The sequence below is a fragment of the Sporosarcina sp. QA0331 genome (genome assembly GCF_055808055.1).
This window is the reverse complement of sequence record NZ_CM147850.1, coordinates 3,355,201-3,377,368: the sequence shown is the minus strand read 5'-3', so window position 1 is coordinate 3,377,368 and position 22,168 is coordinate 3,355,201. Positions and strand designations below refer to the sequence as shown.

The window sequence follows — 22,168 nt, the reverse complement described above, 5'->3', positions numbered from 1 at the left end:
ATTATACATAACGTAATGTTAATAATACTTTACATGATGTTAAGAATACTATACATTTAATATAGGAGGAGTTTACATGCTGAAAAACAAGGTTCGTGAGCTGCGTGCCCGTCAAGAGTTTACACAAAGTGATCTCGCCAAAATGGTAGGTGTCACAAGGCAGACGATCGGCTTTATTGAAAAAGGGGAGTTTTCACCATCTGTTACGTTGGCATTGAAAATTGCGCAAGCATTCCAATGTGATCTTAATGAAGTATTTTGGTTGGAAGGGGAGGAATGAAATGAAAGGCGATATGAGGTATACGTATCCGATATGGCAAATGGGGTGTATTTTATTGCTAATCGCTCTCACGTCGATAATTGGATTCATGTCGGACTTTGAATACTCAAATGGTACGGAAAGCTTTCTATTTCAGTTCAATTTAGATGGCCTTGGCTTTTGGTGCCTTCTCGCTTGGCTCATCGTCTTAGTTATGTATTTACTTATATTTAGATGGAAAATTCATCATCATAATAAGCGGAATCCGAGTCATCAGCTGAAATTCATGACATTAAAGCCGCAGGAATATATGGAAGATGACGAGTTGTTTGAGGAAGTGACAAGACGTGCGACACAGAAAGTCTATTCTTATTTCACAGTCGGCCTTCCGTTCTTGGCAACCATCTTTTTGATTTTACCGATTGGGAAGGTCGGAATGCTGAACATTTTGCTCTTACTCGCCATTGGACAATATTTTATTTATTACCGGTCAATGAGGCGGTATATGAAAGAGGATACTGAATGACTAGGGGAGAAGTGGATGCATGTTTAAAGAAAAGGGGTTTATGGAGTTATATCCTTATTCGGATGACACAAGATTGGATGTCGCTACCTTGCAAGTTCGGAGCTTCAGAAGGTAAAGATTAATAGTTGTCTGATCACCCAGAATGGATCTTGTATATTCGAGTACTATAAAAAATAAGTGCCTATGCAGCGCAGCCATTACAATTGCATAATGTGAAAAAAAGAAGCTGATCAACTCAAGGTTTGATCAGCTTGTTCCCGTATTTATTTAGAAATAGTTGAATTTGCACTAGAACTAATCAGACCCCAAGTTACATGAAAGTTAAGCAAGGATCATTCTATACTTTTATCTTTCAGCATTGAAAGTATAGAAAGGTCAGGAACATAGTTGCCTTCAATAATCCATATGTCTCCCTTGTTAGTTATACCAATATCGAAACCGATTATATCTATGTGTGGGTAGGAATGTTCCAGCTGTTTTGCGGCTAAAATACAAATTTCATCTATTTTTTCTTCAAGCCTATTAGTAGTTACGGATGGAAAAGTTGAAGTCTTAAAAGCCTCGCCAAATGGCAACACTTTCTGAGCAAAATTAGTAACGAAAAATCCTTTGTGAGCAACTTTAATTGCTCGTCCTGTTACTTTCCAAGTTGAATGGATCTTCTGTGCCATCACTCTTACGTCTATTGGGCAATCATTAATTGTTATGAGTGGTATTTTTTGTTGAATAAGATAACTTTCTTTGATTAGATATATTTTATGAACAAAATCATAAGCTTCTTCAAAAGTGGATTTAGTATATTTTCTACCTTCTAAATGAATTTCATAAGAAGAGTGATCATTTGAAGAAACTTGTGCAATTCCAAAACCTTGTTGACCGACACATGGTTTAATGATTACTTGCTTATATTTTTGAAGAAAATCAAAAAAAGTTGTTTGCGTTAGTAAATCGGTATCCGGAACAAATGTAGCAATCTCTAACTTTGCTTTAGTGAGTATTTGATGCTGGTCCCACTTACTGTTCGAAAAATGCAGGTTTGTATCTTGAATCCACATATTTCCCTTCAGATCATACAAAATATCAATTACAATTGTGTTGCATTCTGAAAAACAATCTCCGAGTTTTTTTGCTGCTAAGATCGATAAACACTGTATCTTACGAAGAAGACGTATAGGAATCGAATTCTCCGAAACAGGACTGTATTTATGTGCTGTAGATCTATACTCCCAGTTAGAAAAAGCGGATTCCCTATGAACAGTAATAAAAATTTGGAAAATAGAATCTAGAATTTTAGCCTGTACTATATAATATTTTTGTTTTATTTCATGATGTGAAAGATAAGGATAAATCTCTTCTTTACAAATAAGTGTGGGTACTTTCGTAGAACTAATTACTTTAAATTTATTATTTACTCGAGAGATACTGATTTCCTTAGTACCAAAAACAGGCTTGATCACGAGCGCGTTATACTTTTCCGAGAGTTTTAGAAAAGAGGCCTCCGAGAATAATTCTGTTTCGATTAGATACTTACGTAAGTATTCATTTGAATATAAGATTTTATATAGATTTAATCGTCCTCTACTGCTTTTCAACATTCTATCCCCTTGTAGTAAAAGAGACTTCAGTTAACTTCTAGTTACCATTTATAGATAGCGAATCCAGCAGGATTTTCTAAATTACCCGCATTAAATTGCCCTATATGCACTGGGGTTGTAGGTGAAGAAATATCATAAATCTCTACTGTGTTGCTGCCGAAATTGGCTACATAAAGAGTAGTACCTGTTATTTCCAACCCGGTAGGTTCGACTAAATCTCCGTCGCCGAACTGCCCTATACGCACCGGTGCCGTAGGCGTGGAAATATTATAAATCTCTACATTGTTATTGATTGATAAAAACCCAAAGTTAGCTACATAAAGTGTTGTACCTGTTATTGCTAATCCAACAGGAAAAGTTAAATTTCCACCGTTAAATTGTCCTACACGTACCGGAGCAGCAGGCGCAGAAATGTCATAAACTTCGACATTATTAAATTCATTATTCGCTACATAAAGAGTAGTACCGGTTATTGCCATTCTAGTAGGATTATTTAAATCTCCTTCCCCAAACTGTCCTATATGTACCGGAGCAGCAGGTGTAGAAATGTTGTAAATTTCCACCGTATTATCGTCGAAATTTGATACATACAGTGTGGAACCTGTTATTGCAAATCCGTCAGGTCCAACTAACTCTCCATTCCCAAACTCTCCTACACGTACCGGAGCAGTAGGTGTGGAAATGTCGTAAATTTCTACCGTACTATCGTCTCTGTTCGCTACATATAGAGTGGAAGCTGTTATAGCCATTCCTAGAGGGCCTTCTAAATTTCCTGCATTAAACTCTCCTACACGTACCGGAGCTGTAGGTCGAGTAATATCATAAATTTCTACTGTGTTACTACCGCTATTAGATACATAAAGAAATCTTGCTCGTATACCCATCTATTATCCCTCCCTTCTCAGGTATAGAGTATGGTATGTGTTCGAGCTAATGTATGCATAGACCAATATAAGAGGTTTAGTTAAAGGCCTTGCTACCATTCGATTTATCTTGCTTCTGGGTGCTGGAAATGAATTCAAATGGCTGAGGAAAGAGATGCCTTCCTGGTTCTGTTATAATGAGAAGCAGATTACGTAAAGGGGAGAGATAAATGAACTTTATTCGTAACCGGCTTTTAGGTTACGGTGTGGATGACGCTTTGGTTGACACGCTGTCATTTGTCATCCTGATAACTGTAATCACACTCCTATGTATTATTGCGAACTTTATTACAAAAAAAGTGATTATCCGATTTATCGCACACATTGTGAGAAAGCACAAAATTAAGTGGGGTAATATTCTGTTGGAGAGGAAAGTGCTCCGGAGATTGTCCCATTTTGTACCGGCGATCATTATTTATTCCTTTGCTGCCAGCCTTCCTACGTATCGCGCGGCGATCGAAACGTTGGCGCTGACGTATATGATGATAGTGGCATTCAGTGTCATCAACCGATTATTAAGTGTGTTCAATGATATTTATCAGACGTATGAAATATCAAAAACGAAACCGATTAAAGGGTATATACAAGTTGCTAAAATAGTTGTCATCATCGTAGGTATCGTTTTGGTCATTGCCAATTTAATGGGGAAAAGTCCGCTTATCTTGCTTAGTGGAATCGGGGCCCTTTCAGCGGTGTTCATGTTAGTGTTTAAGGATTCATTATTAGGGCTCGTGGCGGGTGTCCAGTTATCAGCAACTGAGATGGTTCGCATGGGCGACTGGATCGAGATGTCGAAGTACGGTGCGAATGGGGATATTATCGATATTTCCTTAAATACGGTGATGGTGCGAAACTTTGATAAGACGGTGACGATGATTCCGAGTTATGCGCTCATATCGGATTCATTCATCAACTGGCGCGGGATGCAGGAATCTGGCGGGAGGCGCATTAAGCGCGCTTTGCATATCGATATGACAAGTATTACGTTTTGCACAGATGAAATGATTGAGCATTTTAAACAGATCCGCTATCTTTCAGATTATATTGTTAGTCGTGAACAGGAAATTCAGGAGTACAATATTGCAAATAAGATCGACCGAAGCAATATCGTAAACGGTAGGGCGATGACGAATATCGGAGTCTTCCGAGCTTACATTATTGAATACCTTAAACACCATCCCGGCATCCACCAAGAAATGACGTTAATGGTAAGACAATTAGAGCCCGGTGAGAATGGATTGCCGATTGAAATTTATGCATTTGCGAATAGTACACAATGGACTATCTATGAGGGCGTCCAAGCGGACATTTTTGATCATTTATTTGCCATTGCAGGGGAATTTGGACTCCGCGTATTCCAAAACCCAGCAGGAAGTGATTTTAAAGCATTGGCCCAAAGAGAACCGAGTGAATGAATCGTTTGAATTGTTTGGGTGCCTGTGCAATGAACAATCCAGATAATACACTACAATTGCATAAGATAAATGAAGAAGCCGACCAAATCAATACTTGGTCGGCTCTTTTGCTCATTATTATAAGAGACATTGAATTGTCATAAATGTTTGGTGCACAGGCACCGCATTAAAATGTGTATGATTCGCCGTCTTCTGGCACTAATACATTAGAAGAGATTCCTTTTTCGTTTGTAAAGCTTCGTAATTCTTCTCTTGATAATGTCCAATGGTTGACTGCTTCCATATGGCTTGCAATGATTTTGGCATGAGGGGCAGCGTTATATACTTCATACACATCGTCTTTCCCCATGACGAGGGATCCGCCTTGGAGGAATTGATTATCCCCGGCATTCACCACAATGACTTCCGGTTTATGCGTGTCGATTACTTCTTGAACAGCTTCATACCAAACTGTATCTCCTGCGACATATAGCGTTTTCTCGCTTGGATGTTTAAAGACGACACCACAAACGAGTCCGGCAAGTTGAAGGATTTCTCCTCTGCCATGCTCACCTTTTGTTTTAATGAATTGGATGCCTTCAAAGACAGTATCCTCTTGTAAAACTTCTACATTTTGAAAACCATCATTTGTAATGACTTCGGCGTCTTCTACATTTTGTACAAACATTTTTATATCTTTAGGCAATGCTTCTTTGGCTGCTTCATCATAGTGATCCAAGTGGAGATGAGTTACAATGACAGCATCTACATTCGTAATAATTTCGTCAATGGACATTGGCAAGCTTGTCAGTGGGTTATTTTGATCCTGCCTAAGTGAATTAGGGAAAGGTGGATAAGCGCCTTTCTCACCTAAAAATGGATCTATTAAAAACTTCTTGTTTGCATATTGGACGACCAATGTAGCATTTCGAATTTGTTGTATCTTCATGTCCATTCGCTCCTTTTCGTTAATGTACATACAGTTTATCCGAAGACCACGATTGACTTACATAGATAAAATCAAGTCTATATGCAGTTTCACTTGATTATTGAAAGGATTTGAGAAAATGTTAGATAACACGGATAGGCGGATCATCGATGAACTCTCCAAGAACAGTCGCATCACAATGAAGGAGTTAGGTGAGAAAGTACACTTAACGGGGCAGGCAGCTTCCACGAGAGTTGCGAAGTTGGAGGTTAATGGGGTGATTGAGGGGTATAGTATCACGGTGAACCAATCAAAAATGGGGAATTCTGTTCACGCGATTATCCAGGTATTTACGAAAAGTACGGATCATCGACCGTATCTATCGTTCATCGATCGACAAAAACAATATGTCTCACATAATTACAAAGTCAGTGGGGAAAGCTGTTACATTCTTGAATGCAAGTTTCCCTCCAATGAAATTCTTGATGAGTTTTTGACGGATATGAGCAATTATGTAAGTTATAAATTATCGATTGTTATTAGTTGAATAAAGAAGTCGACTCCTATCATGGAATGGATCGTTTATTAAAGAATAAAGCCCTTGAAAACTCCAACCAGAGTTCGCAAGGGCTTTATGAAATTGTTTTAATTTCACCGTGGGGCATACGGTTTAGGCAGGGAATGATGACATTCCCTGTTAGTATGGGATGCATTGATTATTCAGTTTTAGTTTGTTGCAATCTTATTTTTTAAGCAATCCGAAGAATGAGTTGTAAGCTGTGACAACTTGGTTGTAGTATCCAACAAGTTTGTCCCAAACTGTTGTTTGAACATCTTCAGTAACTGTTTCTTCAGCAGCTTCTTCGTCAGTAGCAGGCTCTTCCGCTACTTCTTCACCGTCAGCAGGTACTTCTGTTGCATTTTCTTCGTCAGCCGGAGCATCGGTAGCTTCTTCTTCGTCAGCCGGAGCATCCGTAGCTTCTTCTTCGTCTACTGGCGCATCGGTAGCTTCTTCTTCGTCTACTGGCGCATCGGTAGCTTCTTCTTCGTCAGCTGGCGCATCGGTAGCTTCTTCTTCGTCAGCTGGCGCATCGGTAGCTTCTTCTTCATCTACTGGCGCATCCGTAGCTTCCTCTTCGTCAGCTGGTGCATCCGTAGCTTCTTCTTCATCTACAGGTACATCTGTAGCTTCTTCCTCTTCAGCAGGTGCTTCTTCTGCTTCCTCACCTGTTAAGACGATTCCGAGATGATCTTGAATAGCTAGAGTATAGTAGTCGATCAAACTTACATATTTTTGTAAGATTGATTTATACTCATTTAATTGCTCGTCTGTTATAATAGAATCGGTTGATTGGTCAGTTGACGTAGTATCTTCATTGATATTTTCGTCAGCTGGCTTTTCTGTTTCATTAGCATCATCTTCTACAGGTACCTCTGTAGCTTCTTCATCTTCAACTGGAGTATCTACAGCTTCATCAGCTGGAACGTCAACAGTTTCTTCCTCTTCAGCCGGAGCATCGATAGCTTCGTCTTCGTTCGCTGGCAGCTCAACAGTTTCGTCTTCGCCAACTGGAGCTTCAGTAGCTTCATCTTCGTCAGCTGGTAGCTCAGCATTTTCCTCTTCGTTAACAGGAACATCCGTCGCTTCCTCTTCCTCAGCCGGAGCCTCTACATTTTCCTCTTCGTTAACAGGAACATCCGTCGCTTCCTCTTCGTCAGCCGGAGCCTCTACATTTTCCTCTTCGCCAACTGGAGCATCCGTAGCTTCGTCTTCATCAGCCGGAGTCTCTACAACTTCCTCTTCGTCAACTGGAGCATCCGTAGCTTCATCTTCATTAGCTGGTAGCTCAACAGTTTCGTCTTCGTCAACTGGAGTCTCAGTAGCCTCATCTTCATCAGCTGGTAGCTCAACAGTTTCTTCATCTTCAGCTGGAGTATCTACAGTTTCCTCTTCGTCAACTGGAGTGTCCGCAGCCTCGTCTTCATCAGCTGGAGCCTCTACAGCTTCCTCTTCGTCAGCCGGAGCATCCACAGCTTCATCTTCATCTACAGGTACGTCTGTAGCTTCGTCATCGTTATTAGGTGTATCTGTTGTATCATCTTCATCTGTAGAATCATCTTCATCCGGTTCTGCAGCCACCAAGTTTTTATTGGCGATCGTACGCATGAATTGTCCTTTTTCAGGTGATCCCGGAATGCTTGTTGCGTAATAGGAAACCTTTTCACCATGGTTTTTAAACTCTTTTTCACCATTTTCAGCCGCTAAAGCTGAGCCGCCTGCTCCAAAAATAGCAGCAGTTAGCATTGAAGTCGACATGACAAACGGTAAAATCTTCTTTTTCGTGTTCTTCTCATTACGATTCGTTTCTTTAACCAAGAATGATCAAACTCCCTTTTCTTTAATTTTTTTGACTTGCCTACCAGATAATGAAGCGAAATAACACTCTTTCTATCAAGTCGTTATGTACATCCGCCTCCTTCTCAAGTAAAGAGTATAAGGACTGTTTTTTACTATTCTCTCAAAACTTCCAATCGAATAGTGTAGCAGTGTCCCGTCTGCACATGACTAACAATAACAAAAGAAAATAACAGTGGTGTGACAACCAAATAACAAGTATTCATGGAAATATTAACCTTTGTAATAATATAAATGCGTGTGAAAGGACTAAAAAGAGGATGGAATCTAATCGATTTGACCCTCATTATCCAATTTCTTCCTAACTGAAAATTGTTAACAACGTGCTGTCCGTCTGCGATATATTACTTTATAGACAAACTTTTGAGTGGTCTAAATGGTCTAACGTTATATATTTCTAAATATTACAGCCGGGTTAATCGAAGATGTCACAACCTTGCGAAACTACTAAACTGTGTTATAGTGGAGATGAAAACTGAAAAGAGTTAACCACTGGGGGAGTCTTTGTGAAAGACTGAGACGTGTATCGATACGCGGACCCTTCGAACCTGATCTGGCTCATACCAGCGTAGGGAAGTGGATCGCACGTCTTCCAAAGGTTATCTTACGCCGATTTGCGAGCCGCTTCTTCAACGAATGTGTTGAGTGAAGCGGCTTTTTTGGTTTTCCAAAACAAAAGAGGAGTGGTTGGAATGACATTTTGTGAAGAAGTACGGAAGGAATGCACCGATGTTTGGGAGGCTAGCTTTCATCACCCGTTCATCGCTGCGCTTGCTGAAGGGACATTGCCTGAAGAGGTTTTTAAACATTATGTTCTGCAAGACTCCTATTATTTAAAGCATTTTGCAAAAGTGCATGCATTGGCAGCTGTGCAGGCAACGGATTTATTGACGGTGCAACGGTTTGCACAACATGCGGATGGAACTTGCGGGGCGGAAATTTCATTGCATGAAGGCTTCTTTGGACTATTGGGCGTTACAGATGAGGATATTGAAAAATTTGAGCCGGCGCCGACAGCATACGCGTACACGTCGCATTTATATCGGGCGGCGTTGGAAGGAGACTTGGCCGCCACGTTATCCGCATTATTGCCATGTTATTGGTTGTATTACGAAATAGGCGAGCGATTGAAGGATGCGAAGCCGAATCATCCGATTTATGACAAATGGATTGCTACGTACAGCTCTGAATGGTTCGAACAGGCAACCCGAGAGCAGATCGACCGCTTAAATTCACTGACGGAGCATCTTTCAGATCAAAGACGCGAACAAGTGAAAGCTCATTTCATTAAAAGTGTCCACTATGAATTGCAGTTTTGGGAAATGGCATGGACGAAGCAAAAATGGTCACTTGAAACAAACGAGGTGCATGTATGAAAGTCCAATCCTCAATGTTGGATGACCTACGTCAGCAAAACCCGTTAGTTCATTGCATTACGAACCATGTCGTTGCAAACTTTCAAGCGAACGGCCTGCTGGCATTGGGAGCTTCTCCAATCATGGCGGATTCAATCGAGGAGGCGGCGGAAGTAGCTGCCGTTTCCTCGTGTACATTGCTTAATATTGGAACGTTGGACAGTTCGGCTGTTGAATCAATGATTGCTGCCGGAAAAAGCGCTTCCTTTAAAGGGCGCCCCATCGTATTGGATCCTGTCGGAGCAGGGGCGACTGCTTTCCGAAAACGAACAGTTGCAAAACTTCTAGATGAATTGGATATTACACTCATTCGCGGAAATGCTGGTGAAATTGCATCCATCGCAGGTATTGAATGGAAAGCGCGAGGCGTCGATGCAGGTGCCGGTTCTGCAAATATCGCCGAGGCAGCTAAAGAGGTGGCACGCCGCCATCATTGTCTCGTCGCTGTTAGCGGTGAGACTGACATTGTAACGGATGGTGAAAAAATCATCCGCATCACAGGGGGGCACCCGCTCATGACGCGGATTACGGGCATGGGTTGCCTGTTAAGTGCTGTTTCTGCTGCTTTTCTTTCGGTCGGTAAGGATGCACCGATTGAGACGATCGCTTACAGTCTAGCGTTTTACAAAAAAGCGGGTGAATTGGCGGCAGAACAAGCTTCAGGTCCGGGAGATTTTGCTGTTCATTTCCTAAATGCTTTATATCAAATGGATGGTGAAACATTGAACGACGACCAATGCATTATAAAAGAGGAGGTTGTCAAATGACTTCGGTTGCACTCACAATTGCTGGTTCAGACAGCGGGGGCGGCGCAGGCATCCAGGCAGATTTGAAAACATTCCAGGAACTAGGGGCGTTCGGAACTTCCGTATTGACGGCCGTAACTGCTCAAAATACGTTAGGTGTCCATGCGGTTCAACCGATTGACATCGATATCGTCATTGCGCAAATCGAGGCGGTGCTAACTGATTTCACTGTGGGAGCTGCCAAAACCGGGATGCTGTTTTCTGCTGAGATTATTGAAGCGGTCGCCGATACATTGAGATTTCACGAACGAATCCCTTTAGTCATTGATCCCGTTATGATTGCGAAAGGCGGTGCTTCGCTTCTTCAGCATTCAGCGATTGCAGCATTGAAAGAGCATCTCATTCCATCAGCAACTCTCCTGACGCCTAATATACCTGAAGCGGAAATGTTAACGGGAATGACGATCGTTTCAATGAAGGACATGGAGAATGCCGCAAATCAACTGCTTCAAATGGGAGCTGGAGCTGTACTGCTAAAAGGGGGGCATCGGGTAGATACTCCTTATGCAGAGGATTTATTCATGTCGGAGGACGGCGAATGCTTTCTTATGAGAAGCAAGCGGATCGACACGAAAGACACGCATGGCACGGGATGTACTTTCGCTGCCGCCATTACGGCAGAGCTTGCGAAAGGGATGCCGATTTCTGATGCAGTTGTTACCGCAAAATATTTTATCCATGCGGCGATTGAAGAGGGACTTTCCATTGGTAAAGGACACGGACCGACAAACCATGCGGCGTTTCGGAATCGGGGCAAAGCTGAACGGAAGGAAGTTGAATTGATTGGGAGACGTTGACGTTACGTTGTACTTCATTATGGGCTCGACGAATGCCGAAAAACCGCTATCCGTATTGGAAGCTGCTTTACAAGGTGGAATCACTTGTTTCCAGCTCCGTGAAAAGGGGACGGGGGCACTTGTTGGAAATGAAAAGAAAGTATTCGCGCAAAGTTGCCAACGGTTATGCTCACAATATGGCGTGTCGTTCATCGTGAATGATGACGTCGATCTTGCCCTAGAAATTGACGCGGATGGCGTCCATGTCGGGCAGGACGATGCTGAGGCGCGATTTGTCCGAAAAAGGATTGGGCCTGGAAAGGTCTTAGGGGTTTCTGTCCATACAATAGAAGAAACTGAAGCGGCCATATCGGCGGGAGCGGATTATGTCGGTATGGGTCCAGTTTATCCGACGATTTCAAAAGCCGATGCGAAACCGGTTGCGGGTACAGCGATGATCGAAGAAGTAACAAAATTGTATCCGGATTTGCCGATCGTCGGAATTGGAGGCATTACGGCATTGAATGCCGAACCGGTCTTCCAGGCAGGTGCAAGTGGAATATCTGTCATTTCAGCAATTGCTTCATCTATTAATTCTACAATGGCTGCGCGGCAATTGAAGGAAGCTTCATTGAAATGGCGTAGTGAAAGTGGCGTGTTGCGATGAGTACGCGAAAGCTTGTCTTGATGACTGTATTCACAGCAATTGCGGTGGCGGGATCCGTATTCGTCTCTTTTCCTGCAGGGATAGCACGAGCCTACCCGATCCAGCATGCAGTCAATGTCATCGCCGCAATCCTGCTAGGACCGATACCTGCCGTCATCATTGCTTTCATGACCGGATTAGTTCGAATTTTGACAGGCACTGGGTCATTGCTCGCTTTTCCGGGTGGGATGATCGGCGCAGCGCTTGCCGGGCTGTTGTATAAGCAAACGGGGCGGACATGGTTGGCGGCAATCGGGGAAATGATCGGGACAGGGATCATCGCATCATTATTCGCGGTTCCATACGCGGCTGTCTTGATGGGAACGACAGTCACTGCCTTCTTTTTTATGCCGCCTTTTCTCGTATCTAGTGTAAGCGGATCGATCATAGGAGTAGTCATCGCGATTCGGCTGCAAGGCATGCCGATGGGGAAAAGGATACAAAGCTATTGAATTGCGTGAGAATTGTTTGGGAGCCTGTGCAGGAAATAATTCAGACAATGCACTACAATTGCATGAAATAAATGACGAAGCCAACCAAGTCAGCGTTTGGTTGGCTTTGGTGTGTATTTATATTACTTTTATTGAATTGTCATAAATATGTGTTGCACAGGCACCGGATTGAATTGCGATCATGCCTTTGCTTTCCGGTAACTGTCGAAGATTTCGATGATCACGGTTACGATGACGATTGCGATGACAGTCCATAATGCCCAATCGATAAAGTTATTGACCGAGGACAAATTGATGTTTAGTTCAGCTGCTAAATAAGGAATCATCGCTTCATTGAGAAGGGCAGGATTGCTGGCGATTACAATGAAGACAATTAAGCTGAGCACTTTGATAACGGTATTTATCGTTACGAGCCTCATTGTCCATTGTCTTTCTTTCCATTTGAAAAGCGCTAATCCAATTTCAAGTAATGCAAATGGTAGAATGATAGGCAAGTATGACATCAATACGTCTTGATTAAGGGCAGGCATCGCCATTTGGAGCCCATCACCATCCATTGATCGATAGACGCCTGCAAGATGGTCTGCATTGAAATAAAGAACGACCCAAATCGCTGTCCATACTAAACCAAAAATTACCTCACCCCTTGGAATCGCTTTTTTCTTTGGAATGATATCAACAAGTTTCAATTGTTCTGGAGTCCACTTCGTTCCATACTTTGTCATTGGTAGATCGCTGTTTGATAAGCCGACTCTTTCAATGAATATAAATACAACGGTCACCCAAAAGAACGTTTGGATGAGGACATGTATTATATTGGCGATGATAATTCCGAAGCTTTTTATCACAACATAAAGAACACTTTCATCTCCTGAAAAAAGGACAATGGTTTCAACGACATGAGCTAAAATGGTAATTAAGATAGCCCATGGAATGATCATTTTCATCGTCCATATATAAGCGTCGTAAACTTTCGGGCCAATTAAATGCATTGGTGTGTCACGGTAGCTTGCTGCAAGAATCGCGGGATCGCCCAGTTTCGACAGAGCTTCCATTATTTCTTCCTCAGTAAAGTCATCGGGCAACATATCCTCGATAGTGGATCTAAGTTCAAGGGCAATGTCATTCCGTAATTTTTCGGGCAGTCTTCTCGTTACCTCATAAATATAGGCTTCAATCAGTTTCATCATTCTCATCTCCTTCCAATAATGTCTTCAGTTCAGATGTCATCGTTTCCCATTCCTTTTTCAACTGCTCATAAATTTCACTCCCATACTCACTAATTACGTAATACTTACGGGGTCTGCTTTCCGTCGTATCCCAACTGCTCGTTAACAGTTCTTGTTTCTCCAATCGGCGAAGCAGTGGATATAACGTACTTTGCTCAATGGCAACTCCTGCTTTTTCAAGACGCTGGACTAATGAATATCCATATTGAGGCGTCCGCAATTGACTTAATACAGCAAGAGTTAACGTTCCTCTCCTTAATTCCGTCGTGAATGATTCCAATAATGGACCCATAGTTTGTCACCTCGTCTTCTTATACTATGCATCGTACAGTATTATGATTCACATAACAATAGGGAAATATAAATACAGTTGTCAAAATTGTTATCGGCGCGTGTACAGCAAACAACTCAGATAATGCACTACAATTGAATAAAGTAAAAGTAGAAGCCGACCGAATCAATCTTTGGTTAGCTTCTACTTGCATTTATATTCGTTCTATTGAATTGTCATAAATGTGTGCTTCACAGGTACCGAAACGGTTAATTCACATAAGTTTTATTATATTGTATCTATTGCTTCTATTTTAAATGTTCGATAATCGATAAAGGGTGTGAGTAATTGAGAACTGGATGGGGAATTAATGATTGAATTTTCTTTATTTAAACCGGCGCGCAAGTTTGATGTCACCTCTTGTACATATATTCCATAAAGGTTTATGGGGGACATTGGGGTATCGTTTGACAAAAATCATGGTCTATATGATAATGAATATGTAATTAGAATTATTATAGTTAAGCGGTAGAGGGTTTAACAAAATCATCACTGCGGTTTAGGTTTTGATGAAATAACCTAGACTAACTATGAAAAATCATATTAGGAGGAATTTGTTTTATGTCTCTAATCGGAAAAGAAATACTACCATTCAAAGCGTCAGCTTACAATAGCGGTACTGGTGAGTTCATCGATATTACTGATGAAAGCCTAAAAGGACAATGGAGCGTTGTTTGCTTCTACCCAGCGGATTTCACGTTCGTTTGCCCGACTGAACTTGGAGATCTTCAAGATCAATACGCAACTCTAAAACAACTTGGCGTTGAAGTGTACTCTGTTTCAACTGACACGCACTTTACACATAAAGCTTGGCACGATCACTCAGAAGCAATTAGCAAACTTGAGTACATCATGATCGGTGACCCTTCACAAACAATTTCACGCAACTTTGACGTACTTGATGAAGAAGCAGGTCTTGCACAACGCGGTACATTCATCATCGATCCAGACGGCGTCGTTCAAACTGTTGAAATCAATGCTGACGGCATCGGCCGTGACGCAAGCGTTCTTGTCGACAAAATCAAAGCTGCACAATACGTACGCAACAATCCAGGCGAAGTTTGCCCTGCAAAATGGAAAGAGGGCGAAGAAACACTTAAGCCTAGCCTTGACCTTGTAGGTAAAATCTAATTTATTTCACTATGTGATGGGGGTGGCCCCCCTTCCTTATAAAGGAGAGGGGCTCCCTTTATTTTTGAATCTTTTTCGGCAGATGTCTTAGATTTTGAATCGAATCTTCCGGTTTTTTGATTCAAAATCTAAGGCAATCATGCCGAATATTGTTTAGTTTAAGTACAAGTTAAGGAGTCGATACATGATGTTAGATGCAGATATAAAAGCGCAATTAGCCCAATACCTTGAATTGATGGAGGGCGATGTGCTCCTAAAAGTTAGTGTTGGAGAAGACAAGGTGTCCCGTGAAATGGCATCACTAGTGGATGAATTGGCTACAATGTCATCTCACATTAAAGTGGAGCATGCGGAATTGGAAAGAACACCAAGCTTCAGCGTTAACCGTATCGGAGAAGATACTGGCATTACGTTTGCCGGCATTCCGCTTGGACACGAATTCACTTCATTGGTGCTCGCTTTATTGCAAGTGAGTGGTAGAGCTCCTAAAGTGGATGAGAAAGTGATCGAGCAAGTGAGAAAAATTGAAGACAAACTTCATTTTGAATCATATATTAGCTTGAGCTGCCAAAACTGTCCGGAAGTAGTACAAGCACTTAACTTGATGAGCGTGCTAAACCCGAACGTTACGCATACGATGATTGACGGTGCTGCGTTCAAAGAAGAAGTGGAAAGCAAAAATATCCTTGCTGTTCCGACGGTCTACTTGAATGGCGAGCCGTTTACGAACGGTCGTAAGACGATCGAGGAAATCCTTGCTGAGCTTGGAAGCGGCCCGGATGCATCTGAATTTGCGGATAAAGATCCGTTTGATGTACTTGTTGTTGGCGGTGGTCCTGCGGGAGCAAGCGCGGCAATCTACGCAGCTCGTAAAGGAATTCGCACAGGTATTGTCGCTGATCGTTTTGGCGGTCAAGTTTTGGATACAGCTGCAATTGAGAACTTCATTAGTGTGAATCACACGGAAGGCCCTAAACTTGCAGCGAACCTTGAGGAGCATGTGAAAGAGTACAACGTTGACGTGATGAACTTGCAGCGTGCGAAGCGTTTAGAGAAGAAAGATCTCATTGAGATTGAATTGGAAAACGGAGCTGTTCTAAAGAGTAAATCCGTAATTCTTTCAACAGGAGCGAGCTGGAGAAATATCGGAGTTCCTGGAGAAAAGGAATTCAGAAATAAAGGTGTCGCTTACTGTGTGCACTGTGACGGTCCTTTATTTGAAGGTAAAAACGTTGCGGTTGTTGGTGGCGGAAACTCCGGTATCGAAGCGGCAATCGACCTTGCGGGTTATACGACTCATGTAACAGTGCTTGAATTCAACTCCGAATTGAAAGCTGATTCTGTTTTACAAGAGCGTCTGCGCAGCTTGCCGAATGTCACTGTCGTAACGAATGCTCAAACGACAGAGATTACGGGAACAGATAAAGTAAACGGTGTTTCGTATGTTGAACGCGAAACTGGCGAAGAAAAGCATATTGAGATAGCGGGAATCTTCATCCAAATCGGCCTTGTACCGAATACGGCTTGGCTCGGCGACACTGTTGAGCGCAACAAATTCGGTGAAATCCTTACTGATAAGCGTGGAGCAACGAACGTACCTGGCGTATTTGCTGCAGGAGACTGTTCGGACAGCCCGTTCAAGCAAATTATCATTTCCATGGGATCCGGCGCAACAGCTTCACTAGCTGCGGTTGATTATCTCGTTAGGAACTAATTGGAACATCAATAGATTTGAAGAGGAACAGGTCTAGCAAGTAGACCTGTTCCTTTTTGTTAATTTCTCTAGGGATTCTTTCTCGTAATGTTGTCAATACGTTCCATTTTGGATGGTCGGTAAGAGCCCTTTTACATGAATTCCGTTTATCACACGCCAAATAGTGAATTGTATAGGTATCAATACTTTGCTAGAGGGAGCGTGTGAAAATGAAGAAATGGATATGGCTAACGATGATTCTCACTTGCGCTTTTGTTTTTGCAGCATGCGCCGACGGGAAGGACGACGCGGCTCCGGCTAATGAAACAGAAGGAGCGACAGATGGTGAGGTCAACGATGGGAAGAATACAGATCCGGCAGAGGTGGATTTAGTCGAAGATGATAAATTACCATTCCTTACTGTCAATCTAACAGATAGAGATGGGAAATCGGTTGGAACGGCAGAATTGACCGAGGAAGAGGACGCGTTACGGATTATGGTGGATGCAAAGAATTTGCCTGAAGGTACCCACGGTTTTCATTTCCATGAAAAAGGGGTTTGTGAAGCGCCAGACTTTGAATCGGCAGGAGGACATTTCAATCCGACAGGTGCGAGCCATGGACTTGACCATGAAGAAGGCCCGCATGCCGGCGATTTGCCGAACCTCGAAGTAGGCCCTGATGGAACAGTGAAAGAGGAATTCTTCGTTGAAAATCTTACATTGTTAGCAGGAGAGGAACATTCACTATACCATGAAGGCGGCACATCCCTTGTCATCCATGCGGAAGCGGACGACGGCAAAACCCAACCATCCGGCAACTCCGGCGACCGCATCGCGTGTGGAGTAGTGGAATAATATTTTCAGAATCTTTCCGGTGCCTGTGCAATAAACAATTCAGATTATGCACTATAATTGCATGAAATAAATGAGGAAGCCAACCAAATAAATCTTTGGTTGGCTTCTTTCTGTATTTATATAGAGCTTGTTGAATTGTTATAAATGTGTGGTGCACAGGCACCGCTTGGAAATTCTTATAGTAGAGTTTTTATTTTGCGGAGGATGAATAGGCTGAGTTCCGTCCAAACCCAGCTATAGAAAAGTGAGAAGAAGAAAATGAGAAGCGAAGTAATTAGGTTGAATGAAGAAGAAAAGGTTGGACCAAAAACGGGGAAGCCGAGCACGAATAGGGGAAGGCAAATGCCGATACATAATAGCACCCCATTCGTTAGGACGACTTCTGTGCGCTGATTGAGTTTATGTAGCGCCCATCCTAGACCTAATCCGAGCAATCCGGTTGTAAAGGGAAAGATAATTAATTCGCTTGGCTCGATAAGGAACAATAATAGGATTGTTAGGATGTAAGTGAAAATGCCGGATCGCAAGGACATTAAGGCGCCAACCATGATGGGGGCTGTGGCAAAGGGGCTGATAATAAAGCCGATGCCGGGCAGCAAGCCTCCTGCAGCTTGTAAAATGGTCGCCAGCGCAGCCATGAATGCCATGAATAACAGTTTTTTTGTCGGAGGCCATCGATTGAGAACACGGTGAATGTACTTTGGATCGGGTGGAAGTGATGTGGTGAAAAGCATAGTCTCTCTCCTTTAGTAAACAAGCTTTTCTTTATTTTATTTGGAAAAGCTGTATTCCGTGCGGGTTCCGGGTGCCGGAAAGTTGGACGTTTGAATAGGTCTCGAACGGCCCATCGATGCTGTGTTCTCTACAAGTGGTGCCCTCAATGTTGTAGACTTTGGCCAATTTTCCGGAGCAAACGCTGTCCCCGGCATGGGCGTCATTTGGAAAATCGAGTAGAATAATATGAAATGTTTGGGTGCCTGTGCAACACAATTTTCAGATCATACACAACAATTGCATGAAATAGATGAGGAAGTCGACCAAATCAAACTTTGGTTGGCTTCTTTTTGCATGTATATAACTGTTATTGAATTGTCATAAATGTGTGCTGCACAGGCACCTCGCAAAGAGATTAATTTGAAAAAGGTGTTGCTTTATCTGAAAAGATTATTTATTATAAAAACTGAGAGGTGATTCATATGTCAAAAATAGTTGCTTCGCATTCATTGACGAAGAAGGGGGAGAAGACTCGCCAGCATCTCCTGTCTGTGGCGGAGGAGGTGTTCGGGGAGAAAGGTTACTTCACTGCGTCCATCGTGGATATTACGCAGCAGGCGAAGGTGGCTCAAGGGACTTTCTATAATTATTTCCCTTCGAAGCACGCAATCTTTGAAGAGCTTGTAAGAAATATGAGTCATAGCTTCCGGAGTGAGATCCGGGAGGCGGTCAAGTCGGCACGTAGTTTCGAGGAGTCGCAACGCATCGGATTTAGAACTTTCTTCTCCTATGTCAAAAGCCACCGGAATTTATATAGCATCGTGCAGCAGGCTGTTTTGGTAGATGAGGAGCTGTACAGGTGGTATTACGATCGTCTTGCATCGGGATATATAAAAGGGCTTGAGGAAGCAATTGGCAATGAAGAGATTAAGAAAAACGATACGGAAACGATTGCCTACTGCCTTATGGGAATCAGCCAGTTTTTAGGGATGCGCTGGGTGTATTGGGAGGACCAACCTGTTCCGGAACATGTATTGGAGGATGCGATCGCCTTTATTTTTAATGGAATACAGAAATAAAGATGAGGTGTTGAAATGAAAGGCATTTCCTATTGGATAGAAAAACGCGCCATGATTACACCTGAGAGAATTGCATCTGCATTGATTGACGAACATGAGAAGCTTACGTATTTGGAGATGAGTCGACGGATAGACAATTCAGCAAGTTTTTTGCAATCTGTCTGTTCGATTCGAAAAGGGGATCGTATCGGAATTCTAGCTTCGAACAGCATCGATTATATTATTACCTTATTTGCCGTAGCGAAGCTGAACGCAATCGTCGTGCCGCTCAATATCCGGTTGTCGGTCGATGAGCTTACGTATCAGATTGCTGATAGCGGGCTCCGGACGCTCATTGTGGACGACGGTCATTATGACAAGGCGGTTGAGTTGAATAAACAGATCTCCATGAAGTTATTGACGATTGACTCATTGCAGCAAACAGCACCGACAATCATTGATCAAATCGAACCTGATCCAGCTGCGCCTTATATTATTTGCTACACGTCGGGGACGACAGGCCGTCCAAAAGGGGCGGTATTGACACAGGAAAATATGTATTGGAATGCCGTCAACAATTCCCTTAGTCTTGATATCACATCAAAAGATAAGATCATCACGTTGTTGCCATTATTCCATATCGGTGGAATCGGGCTGTTCACGTTCCCGGTCCTGCTCGCGGGCGGAACAGTCGTTGTTCCGAATCGTTTTGATCCGCAGCTAGCACTCAAGATGATAGAAGCGCATGGGATTACGATTGTGATGGGCGTTCCAGCCATCCATGACGCGATTCGAAAGTCATCGGATTTTTCCAGCACCGACTTTTCCACCGTCCGTTTCTTCTATAACGGAGGGGCGGCATGTCCGGAGGAGCTGATCCGATTTTATTTTCAAAAAGGAATTCGTTTCGGCCAAGGTTATGGGCTGACTGAAACGTCGCCGACCGTATTTTTGCTTTCGGAAGAAGATTTTGAACGGAAAATCGGATCAATCGGAAAGCCTGTCTTATTCACGGATATTCGGATCGTTGATGAAGAAGGTAGAGACGTGCGGGCGGGTGAAGTTGGTGAACTGCTCGTGAAAGGACCGAATGTGATTCGGGAATATTGGAACTTGCCGGAAGCCACCGCGCAATCGTTTCGGGACGGATGGTTTAAAACGGGGGATATGGTGAGGCAGGATGACGAAGGGTTTGTTTTTATTGCCGGAAGGAAAAAAGAAATGATCATTTCGGGCGGGGAGAATATTTATCCGTTGGAAATCGAAAGGGTTCTTTATGAAGTAAAGGAAGTGGATGAGGTGGCGGTGATCGGAGTGCCGCATGAGAAGTGGGGCGAAACGCCGATTGCTATTGTTGTAATGAAGGCCGGAGCGTCAGTAACGGAAGAGCAGCTTCGTTCTTATTGTGCAGACAAGTTGGCACGTTATAAAGTGCCGAGTGCATTCGATTTTGTAAGCGCTTTACCGAAAAATGCGACAGGCAAAATCGATAAGGCAACGCTGAAAAAATCATATGCAGGAGAAGTGATGAACTCATGAGCGAATTTTACGTCGGACAGACGGCTAGCTTCAGCCGGACTGTGACGGAAACGGACGTCGTCATGTTTGCAGGGCTGAGCGGCGATTATAATCCTGTTCATATGGACCGAGAGTATGCGGCAGGAACGAGGTTTGGGCATCGGATCGCTCACGGATTGCTGACGGCTTCCTTTTTGTCGAGGTTGCTCGGCATGGAGCTGCCAGGCAAGGAGTCCGTTTATTTGGAGCAGACGATCAAGTTCACAAAGCCGGTATTCATCGGGGATACGATTACGGCGACAGCCGAGATTTTGGACATTGATCATAAAAGGAACATTTTCACCTTGTCGACGATCTGCAGGAATCAGGACGGAACGACGGTGCTTACGGGCGAAGGGAAGATGATGATGCCGAGAAAGGAGATGCATGATGATTCAAGTAATTAAAACGGGTGTATATTTTCCACCCGCAGTTGAGACAGCGTCAGATCTTGAAGCGAAGACGGGCATTCCTCAACAAGTGATCAAAGAGAAATTCGGGCTTTACGAAAAACATGTGGCGGATTCATCAGAACATGCGGCGGACATGGCGATCAGAGCGGCAAAGCAGTTGCTGGACGTTGTGGATCCGTTGGATATCGATGTCATCATCTATTACGGAAGTCCGTATAAGGAATATCAGGTTTGGTCGTGTGCGACGAAAATCCAGCATGAATTAGGTGCCAAAAATGCGTATGCGTTTGAAATGATGAATGTGAGTTCGTGCTTTCCGATAGCATTGAAAGTTGCGAAAGATATGTTGGTCGCGGATGAATCGATTCGGAATATAATACTCGCGGGCGGCTGCAAGGAATCACAGATTATTGATTACGAAAATCCGCGTTCGCGTTTCATGTTCAATTTTGCGGATGGGGGTGCGGCGGCACTTATTTCGAGGTCGGAAGGCGAATTCGAGATTTTGAATTCGTGCATTAAGACGGATGGGTCGTTTTACGACGATATTAAAGTGCCCGCGGGAGGATCCGTCTTTCCGGCTTCGTTCGAAACGGTCGAGAATCGGCTGCATTCAATTGATGTGAAGGATCCTGCAGACATGAAAGAACGGCTTGACCCGGTATCGGTGCCGAATTTCATTCACGTAGTAAAGGAAGCCGTGAAAAAGAGCGGCTACACGATAGAGAATATTAAACTTTTATTGCCGCTTCATACGAAGAAATCGATGTTCCGGGAACTGCTTGCTGGATTGAAGTTGACGGAGGACGAGGCGATTTATCTTGATCATCATGGGCATATGTCAGCACTCGATCCGTGCATTGGATTGAATTTCTCATCTCGGAAGGACTTGAAAAAAGGGGACATTGTCGTGGCAGTCAGTGCGGGAACGGGCTACACATGGGCTGCGACGACATTGCGAAAGTTAAAGGATGATTAATGGGGAGGAG

The 22,168-nt window shown here is 43.2% G+C and carries 23 protein-coding genes and 1 riboswitch; of the genes, 16 read left to right on the top strand and 7 right to left on the bottom strand.

What is annotated here, in order from left to right; all coding sequences use genetic code 11:
• Nucleotides 1-76 precede the first annotated feature (76 nt).
• Nucleotides 77-280 carry a helix-turn-helix transcriptional regulator gene (locus AC0L13_RS17095; protein WP_440501801.1) on the top strand — a complete coding sequence of 68 codons (204 nt, stop codon included), beginning with the start codon at nt 77-79 and terminating at the stop codon, nt 278-280.
• 1 nt (nt 281) lies between these two features.
• Entirely contained in the window at nt 282-785 is a 504-nt protein-coding gene (locus AC0L13_RS17090) for a hypothetical protein (protein ID WP_473641726.1), read from the top strand.
• 332 nt (nt 786-1,117) lie between these two features.
• On the opposite strand, the gene AC0L13_RS17085 is transcribed toward AC0L13_RS17090, so the two are convergent.
• On the bottom strand, nt 1,118-2,377 hold the full coding sequence (locus AC0L13_RS17085) for a YheC/YheD family protein (RefSeq protein ID WP_473641724.1): 1,260 nt from the start codon (nt 2,375-2,377) through the stop codon (nt 1,118-1,120).
• Nucleotides 2,378-2,421: 44 nt separating this feature from the next.
• Nucleotides 2,422-3,264, bottom strand: a complete 843-nt coding sequence (locus AC0L13_RS17080) for an LVIVD repeat-containing protein (protein WP_473641722.1) — start codon at nt 3,262-3,264, stop codon at nt 2,422-2,424.
• A 209-nt stretch (nt 3,265-3,473) separates the two neighbouring features.
• On the opposite strand from AC0L13_RS17080, the gene AC0L13_RS17075 reads away from it, so the two are divergent.
• Nucleotides 3,474-4,718 carry a mechanosensitive ion channel family protein gene (locus AC0L13_RS17075; protein WP_473641720.1) on the top strand — a complete coding sequence of 415 codons (1,245 nt, stop codon included), beginning with the start codon at nt 3,474-3,476 and terminating at the stop codon, nt 4,716-4,718.
• Between the two features lie 166 nt (nt 4,719-4,884).
• Here AC0L13_RS17075 and AC0L13_RS17070 read toward each other — a convergent pair whose 3' ends face one another.
• Nucleotides 4,885-5,646: an MBL fold metallo-hydrolase gene (locus AC0L13_RS17070; protein ID WP_473641718.1), complete on the bottom strand. Its 762-nt coding sequence runs from the start codon at nt 5,644-5,646 to the stop codon at nt 4,885-4,887.
• Nucleotides 5,647-5,764: 118 nt separating this feature from the next.
• Between AC0L13_RS17070 and AC0L13_RS17065 the strand changes: the two genes are divergently transcribed.
• Entirely contained in the window at nt 5,765-6,172 is a 408-nt protein-coding gene (locus AC0L13_RS17065) for an Lrp/AsnC family transcriptional regulator (RefSeq protein WP_473641716.1), read from the top strand.
• 195 nt (nt 6,173-6,367) lie between these two features.
• On the opposite strand, the gene AC0L13_RS17060 is transcribed toward AC0L13_RS17065, so the two are convergent.
• Nucleotides 6,368-8,002: a hypothetical protein gene (locus tag AC0L13_RS17060; RefSeq protein ID WP_473641714.1), complete on the bottom strand. Its 1,635-nt coding sequence runs from the start codon at nt 8,000-8,002 to the stop codon at nt 6,368-6,370.
• Between the two features lie 523 nt (nt 8,003-8,525).
• Nucleotides 8,526-8,633, top strand: a riboswitch (TPP riboswitch).
• A gap of 100 nt (nt 8,634-8,733) precedes the next feature.
• Here AC0L13_RS17060 and tenA point away from each other — a divergent pair.
• The 5 genes from tenA to thiW are packed head-to-tail and all read left to right on the top strand — an operon-like array spanning nt 8,734 to nt 12,196.
• Nucleotides 8,734-9,417, top strand: coding sequence for a thiaminase II (gene tenA / locus AC0L13_RS17055; RefSeq protein ID WP_473641713.1), 684 nt, complete (start codon nt 8,734-8,736; stop codon nt 9,415-9,417).
• The gene (gene thiM / locus AC0L13_RS17050; protein ID WP_473641711.1) at nt 9,414-10,223 is read left to right on the top strand and encodes a hydroxyethylthiazole kinase; all 810 of its coding nucleotides are present in this window, start codon (nt 9,414-9,416) and stop codon (nt 10,221-10,223) included. The genes tenA and thiM overlap by 4 nt, the downstream gene beginning before the upstream one ends.
• Complete coding sequence (thiD, locus tag AC0L13_RS17045) at nt 10,220-11,059, top strand: bifunctional hydroxymethylpyrimidine kinase/phosphomethylpyrimidine kinase (RefSeq protein ID WP_473641709.1); 840 nt, start codon at nt 10,220-10,222, stop codon at nt 11,057-11,059. Before thiM ends, thiD begins: the two co-directional genes overlap by 4 nt.
• Before the next feature lie 19 nt (nt 11,060-11,078).
• Nucleotides 11,079-11,705 (top strand): thiamine phosphate synthase, encoded by a 627-nt coding sequence (thiE, locus tag AC0L13_RS17040; RefSeq protein ID WP_473647093.1) that lies wholly within the window; start codon nt 11,079-11,081, stop codon nt 11,703-11,705.
• Nucleotides 11,702-12,196 (top strand): energy coupling factor transporter S component ThiW, encoded by a 495-nt coding sequence (gene thiW, locus AC0L13_RS17035; protein ID WP_473641707.1) that lies wholly within the window; start codon nt 11,702-11,704, stop codon nt 12,194-12,196. The genes thiE and thiW overlap by 4 nt, the downstream gene beginning before the upstream one ends.
• A 179-nt stretch (nt 12,197-12,375) precedes the next feature.
• Here the strand turns inward: thiW and AC0L13_RS17030 are convergent, their stop codons facing one another.
• Both AC0L13_RS17030 and AC0L13_RS17025 read right to left on the bottom strand, forming a co-directional pair.
• Nucleotides 12,376-13,383 (bottom strand): HAAS signaling domain-containing protein, encoded by a 1,008-nt coding sequence (locus AC0L13_RS17030; RefSeq protein WP_473641705.1) that lies wholly within the window; start codon nt 13,381-13,383, stop codon nt 12,376-12,378.
• Nucleotides 13,370-13,717 (bottom strand): PadR family transcriptional regulator, encoded by a 348-nt coding sequence (locus AC0L13_RS17025; RefSeq protein WP_473641704.1) that lies wholly within the window; start codon nt 13,715-13,717, stop codon nt 13,370-13,372. The genes AC0L13_RS17030 and AC0L13_RS17025 overlap by 14 nt, the downstream gene beginning before the upstream one ends.
• A gap of 600 nt (nt 13,718-14,317) precedes the next feature.
• On the opposite strand from AC0L13_RS17025, the gene ahpC reads away from it, so the two are divergent.
• The 3 genes from ahpC to AC0L13_RS17010 all read left to right on the top strand — a co-directional run bounded on the left by ahpC (nt 14,318) and on the right by AC0L13_RS17010 (nt 17,437).
• Entirely contained in the window at nt 14,318-14,887 is a 570-nt protein-coding gene (gene ahpC, locus AC0L13_RS17020; RefSeq protein ID WP_473641702.1) for an alkyl hydroperoxide reductase subunit C, read from the top strand.
• Between the two features lie 184 nt (nt 14,888-15,071).
• A complete protein-coding gene (gene ahpF / locus AC0L13_RS17015) occupies nt 15,072-16,601 on the top strand; it encodes an alkyl hydroperoxide reductase subunit F (protein WP_473641700.1) in 1,530 nt (509 codons plus the stop codon).
• A gap of 209 nt (nt 16,602-16,810) precedes the next feature.
• A complete protein-coding gene (locus tag AC0L13_RS17010) occupies nt 16,811-17,437 on the top strand; it encodes a superoxide dismutase family protein (RefSeq protein ID WP_473641698.1) in 627 nt (208 codons plus the stop codon).
• A gap of 176 nt (nt 17,438-17,613) precedes the next feature.
• Here the strand turns inward: AC0L13_RS17010 and AC0L13_RS17005 are convergent, their stop codons facing one another.
• On the bottom strand, nt 17,614-18,171 hold the full coding sequence (locus AC0L13_RS17005; protein ID WP_473641696.1) for a hypothetical protein: 558 nt from the start codon (nt 18,169-18,171) through the stop codon (nt 17,614-17,616).
• A 462-nt stretch (nt 18,172-18,633) separates the two neighbouring features.
• Between AC0L13_RS17005 and AC0L13_RS17000 the strand changes: the two genes are divergently transcribed.
• From AC0L13_RS17000 to AC0L13_RS16985, 4 genes are read left to right on the top strand one after another with little or no spacing between them, the layout of a single operon-like run.
• A complete protein-coding gene (locus tag AC0L13_RS17000; RefSeq protein ID WP_473641694.1) occupies nt 18,634-19,230 on the top strand; it encodes a TetR/AcrR family transcriptional regulator in 597 nt (198 codons plus the stop codon).
• A gap of 15 nt (nt 19,231-19,245) precedes the next feature.
• A complete protein-coding gene (locus tag AC0L13_RS16995; protein WP_473641692.1) occupies nt 19,246-20,748 on the top strand; it encodes an AMP-binding protein in 1,503 nt (500 codons plus the stop codon).
• Complete coding sequence (locus AC0L13_RS16990; protein WP_473641690.1) at nt 20,745-21,173, top strand: MaoC family dehydratase; 429 nt, start codon at nt 20,745-20,747, stop codon at nt 21,171-21,173. Before AC0L13_RS16995 ends, AC0L13_RS16990 begins: the two co-directional genes overlap by 4 nt.
• Entirely contained in the window at nt 21,154-22,158 is a 1,005-nt protein-coding gene (locus AC0L13_RS16985) for a 3-oxoacyl-ACP synthase (protein ID WP_473641688.1), read from the top strand. The genes AC0L13_RS16990 and AC0L13_RS16985 overlap by 20 nt, the downstream gene beginning before the upstream one ends.
• Nucleotides 22,159-22,168: the final 10 nt, after the last annotated feature.

Excerpts from the sequence above, each read along its gene's own strand:
- AC0L13_RS17095 (WP_440501801.1), top strand. The coding sequence starts at position 77 with ATGCTGAAAAACAAGGTTCGTGAGCTGCGTGCCCGTCAAGAGTTTACA.
- AC0L13_RS17090 (WP_473641726.1), top strand. The coding sequence starts at position 282 with ATGAAAGGCGATATGAGGTATACGTATCCGATATGGCAAATGGGGTGT.
- AC0L13_RS17080 (WP_473641722.1), bottom strand. The coding sequence starts at position 3,264 with ATGGGTATACGAGCAAGATTTCTTTATGTATCTAATAGCGGTAGTAAC.
- AC0L13_RS17075 (WP_473641720.1), top strand. The coding sequence starts at position 3,474 with ATGAACTTTATTCGTAACCGGCTTTTAGGTTACGGTGTGGATGACGCT.
- AC0L13_RS17070 (WP_473641718.1), bottom strand. The coding sequence starts at position 5,646 with ATGAAGATACAACAAATTCGAAATGCTACATTGGTCGTCCAATATGCA.
- AC0L13_RS17065 (WP_473641716.1), top strand. The coding sequence starts at position 5,765 with ATGTTAGATAACACGGATAGGCGGATCATCGATGAACTCTCCAAGAAC.
- tenA (WP_473641713.1), top strand. The coding sequence starts at position 8,734 with ATGACATTTTGTGAAGAAGTACGGAAGGAATGCACCGATGTTTGGGAG.
- thiM (WP_473641711.1), top strand. The coding sequence starts at position 9,414 with ATGAAAGTCCAATCCTCAATGTTGGATGACCTACGTCAGCAAAACCCG.
- thiD (WP_473641709.1), top strand. The coding sequence starts at position 10,220 with ATGACTTCGGTTGCACTCACAATTGCTGGTTCAGACAGCGGGGGCGGC.
- thiE (WP_473647093.1), top strand. The coding sequence starts at position 11,079 with ATGGGCTCGACGAATGCCGAAAAACCGCTATCCGTATTGGAAGCTGCT.
- thiW (WP_473641707.1), top strand. The coding sequence starts at position 11,702 with ATGAGTACGCGAAAGCTTGTCTTGATGACTGTATTCACAGCAATTGCG.
- AC0L13_RS17030 (WP_473641705.1), bottom strand. The coding sequence starts at position 13,383 with ATGAAACTGATTGAAGCCTATATTTATGAGGTAACGAGAAGACTGCCC.
- AC0L13_RS17025 (WP_473641704.1), bottom strand. The coding sequence starts at position 13,717 with ATGGGTCCATTATTGGAATCATTCACGACGGAATTAAGGAGAGGAACG.
- ahpC (WP_473641702.1), top strand. The coding sequence starts at position 14,318 with ATGTCTCTAATCGGAAAAGAAATACTACCATTCAAAGCGTCAGCTTAC.
- ahpF (WP_473641700.1), top strand. The coding sequence starts at position 15,072 with ATGATGTTAGATGCAGATATAAAAGCGCAATTAGCCCAATACCTTGAA.
- AC0L13_RS17010 (WP_473641698.1), top strand. The coding sequence starts at position 16,811 with ATGAAGAAATGGATATGGCTAACGATGATTCTCACTTGCGCTTTTGTT.
- AC0L13_RS17005 (WP_473641696.1), bottom strand. The coding sequence starts at position 18,171 with ATGCTTTTCACCACATCACTTCCACCCGATCCAAAGTACATTCACCGT.
- AC0L13_RS17000 (WP_473641694.1), top strand. The coding sequence starts at position 18,634 with ATGTCAAAAATAGTTGCTTCGCATTCATTGACGAAGAAGGGGGAGAAG.
- AC0L13_RS16995 (WP_473641692.1), top strand. The coding sequence starts at position 19,246 with ATGAAAGGCATTTCCTATTGGATAGAAAAACGCGCCATGATTACACCT.
- AC0L13_RS16990 (WP_473641690.1), top strand. The coding sequence starts at position 20,745 with ATGAGCGAATTTTACGTCGGACAGACGGCTAGCTTCAGCCGGACTGTG.
- AC0L13_RS16985 (WP_473641688.1), top strand. The coding sequence starts at position 21,154 with ATGATGATTCAAGTAATTAAAACGGGTGTATATTTTCCACCCGCAGTT.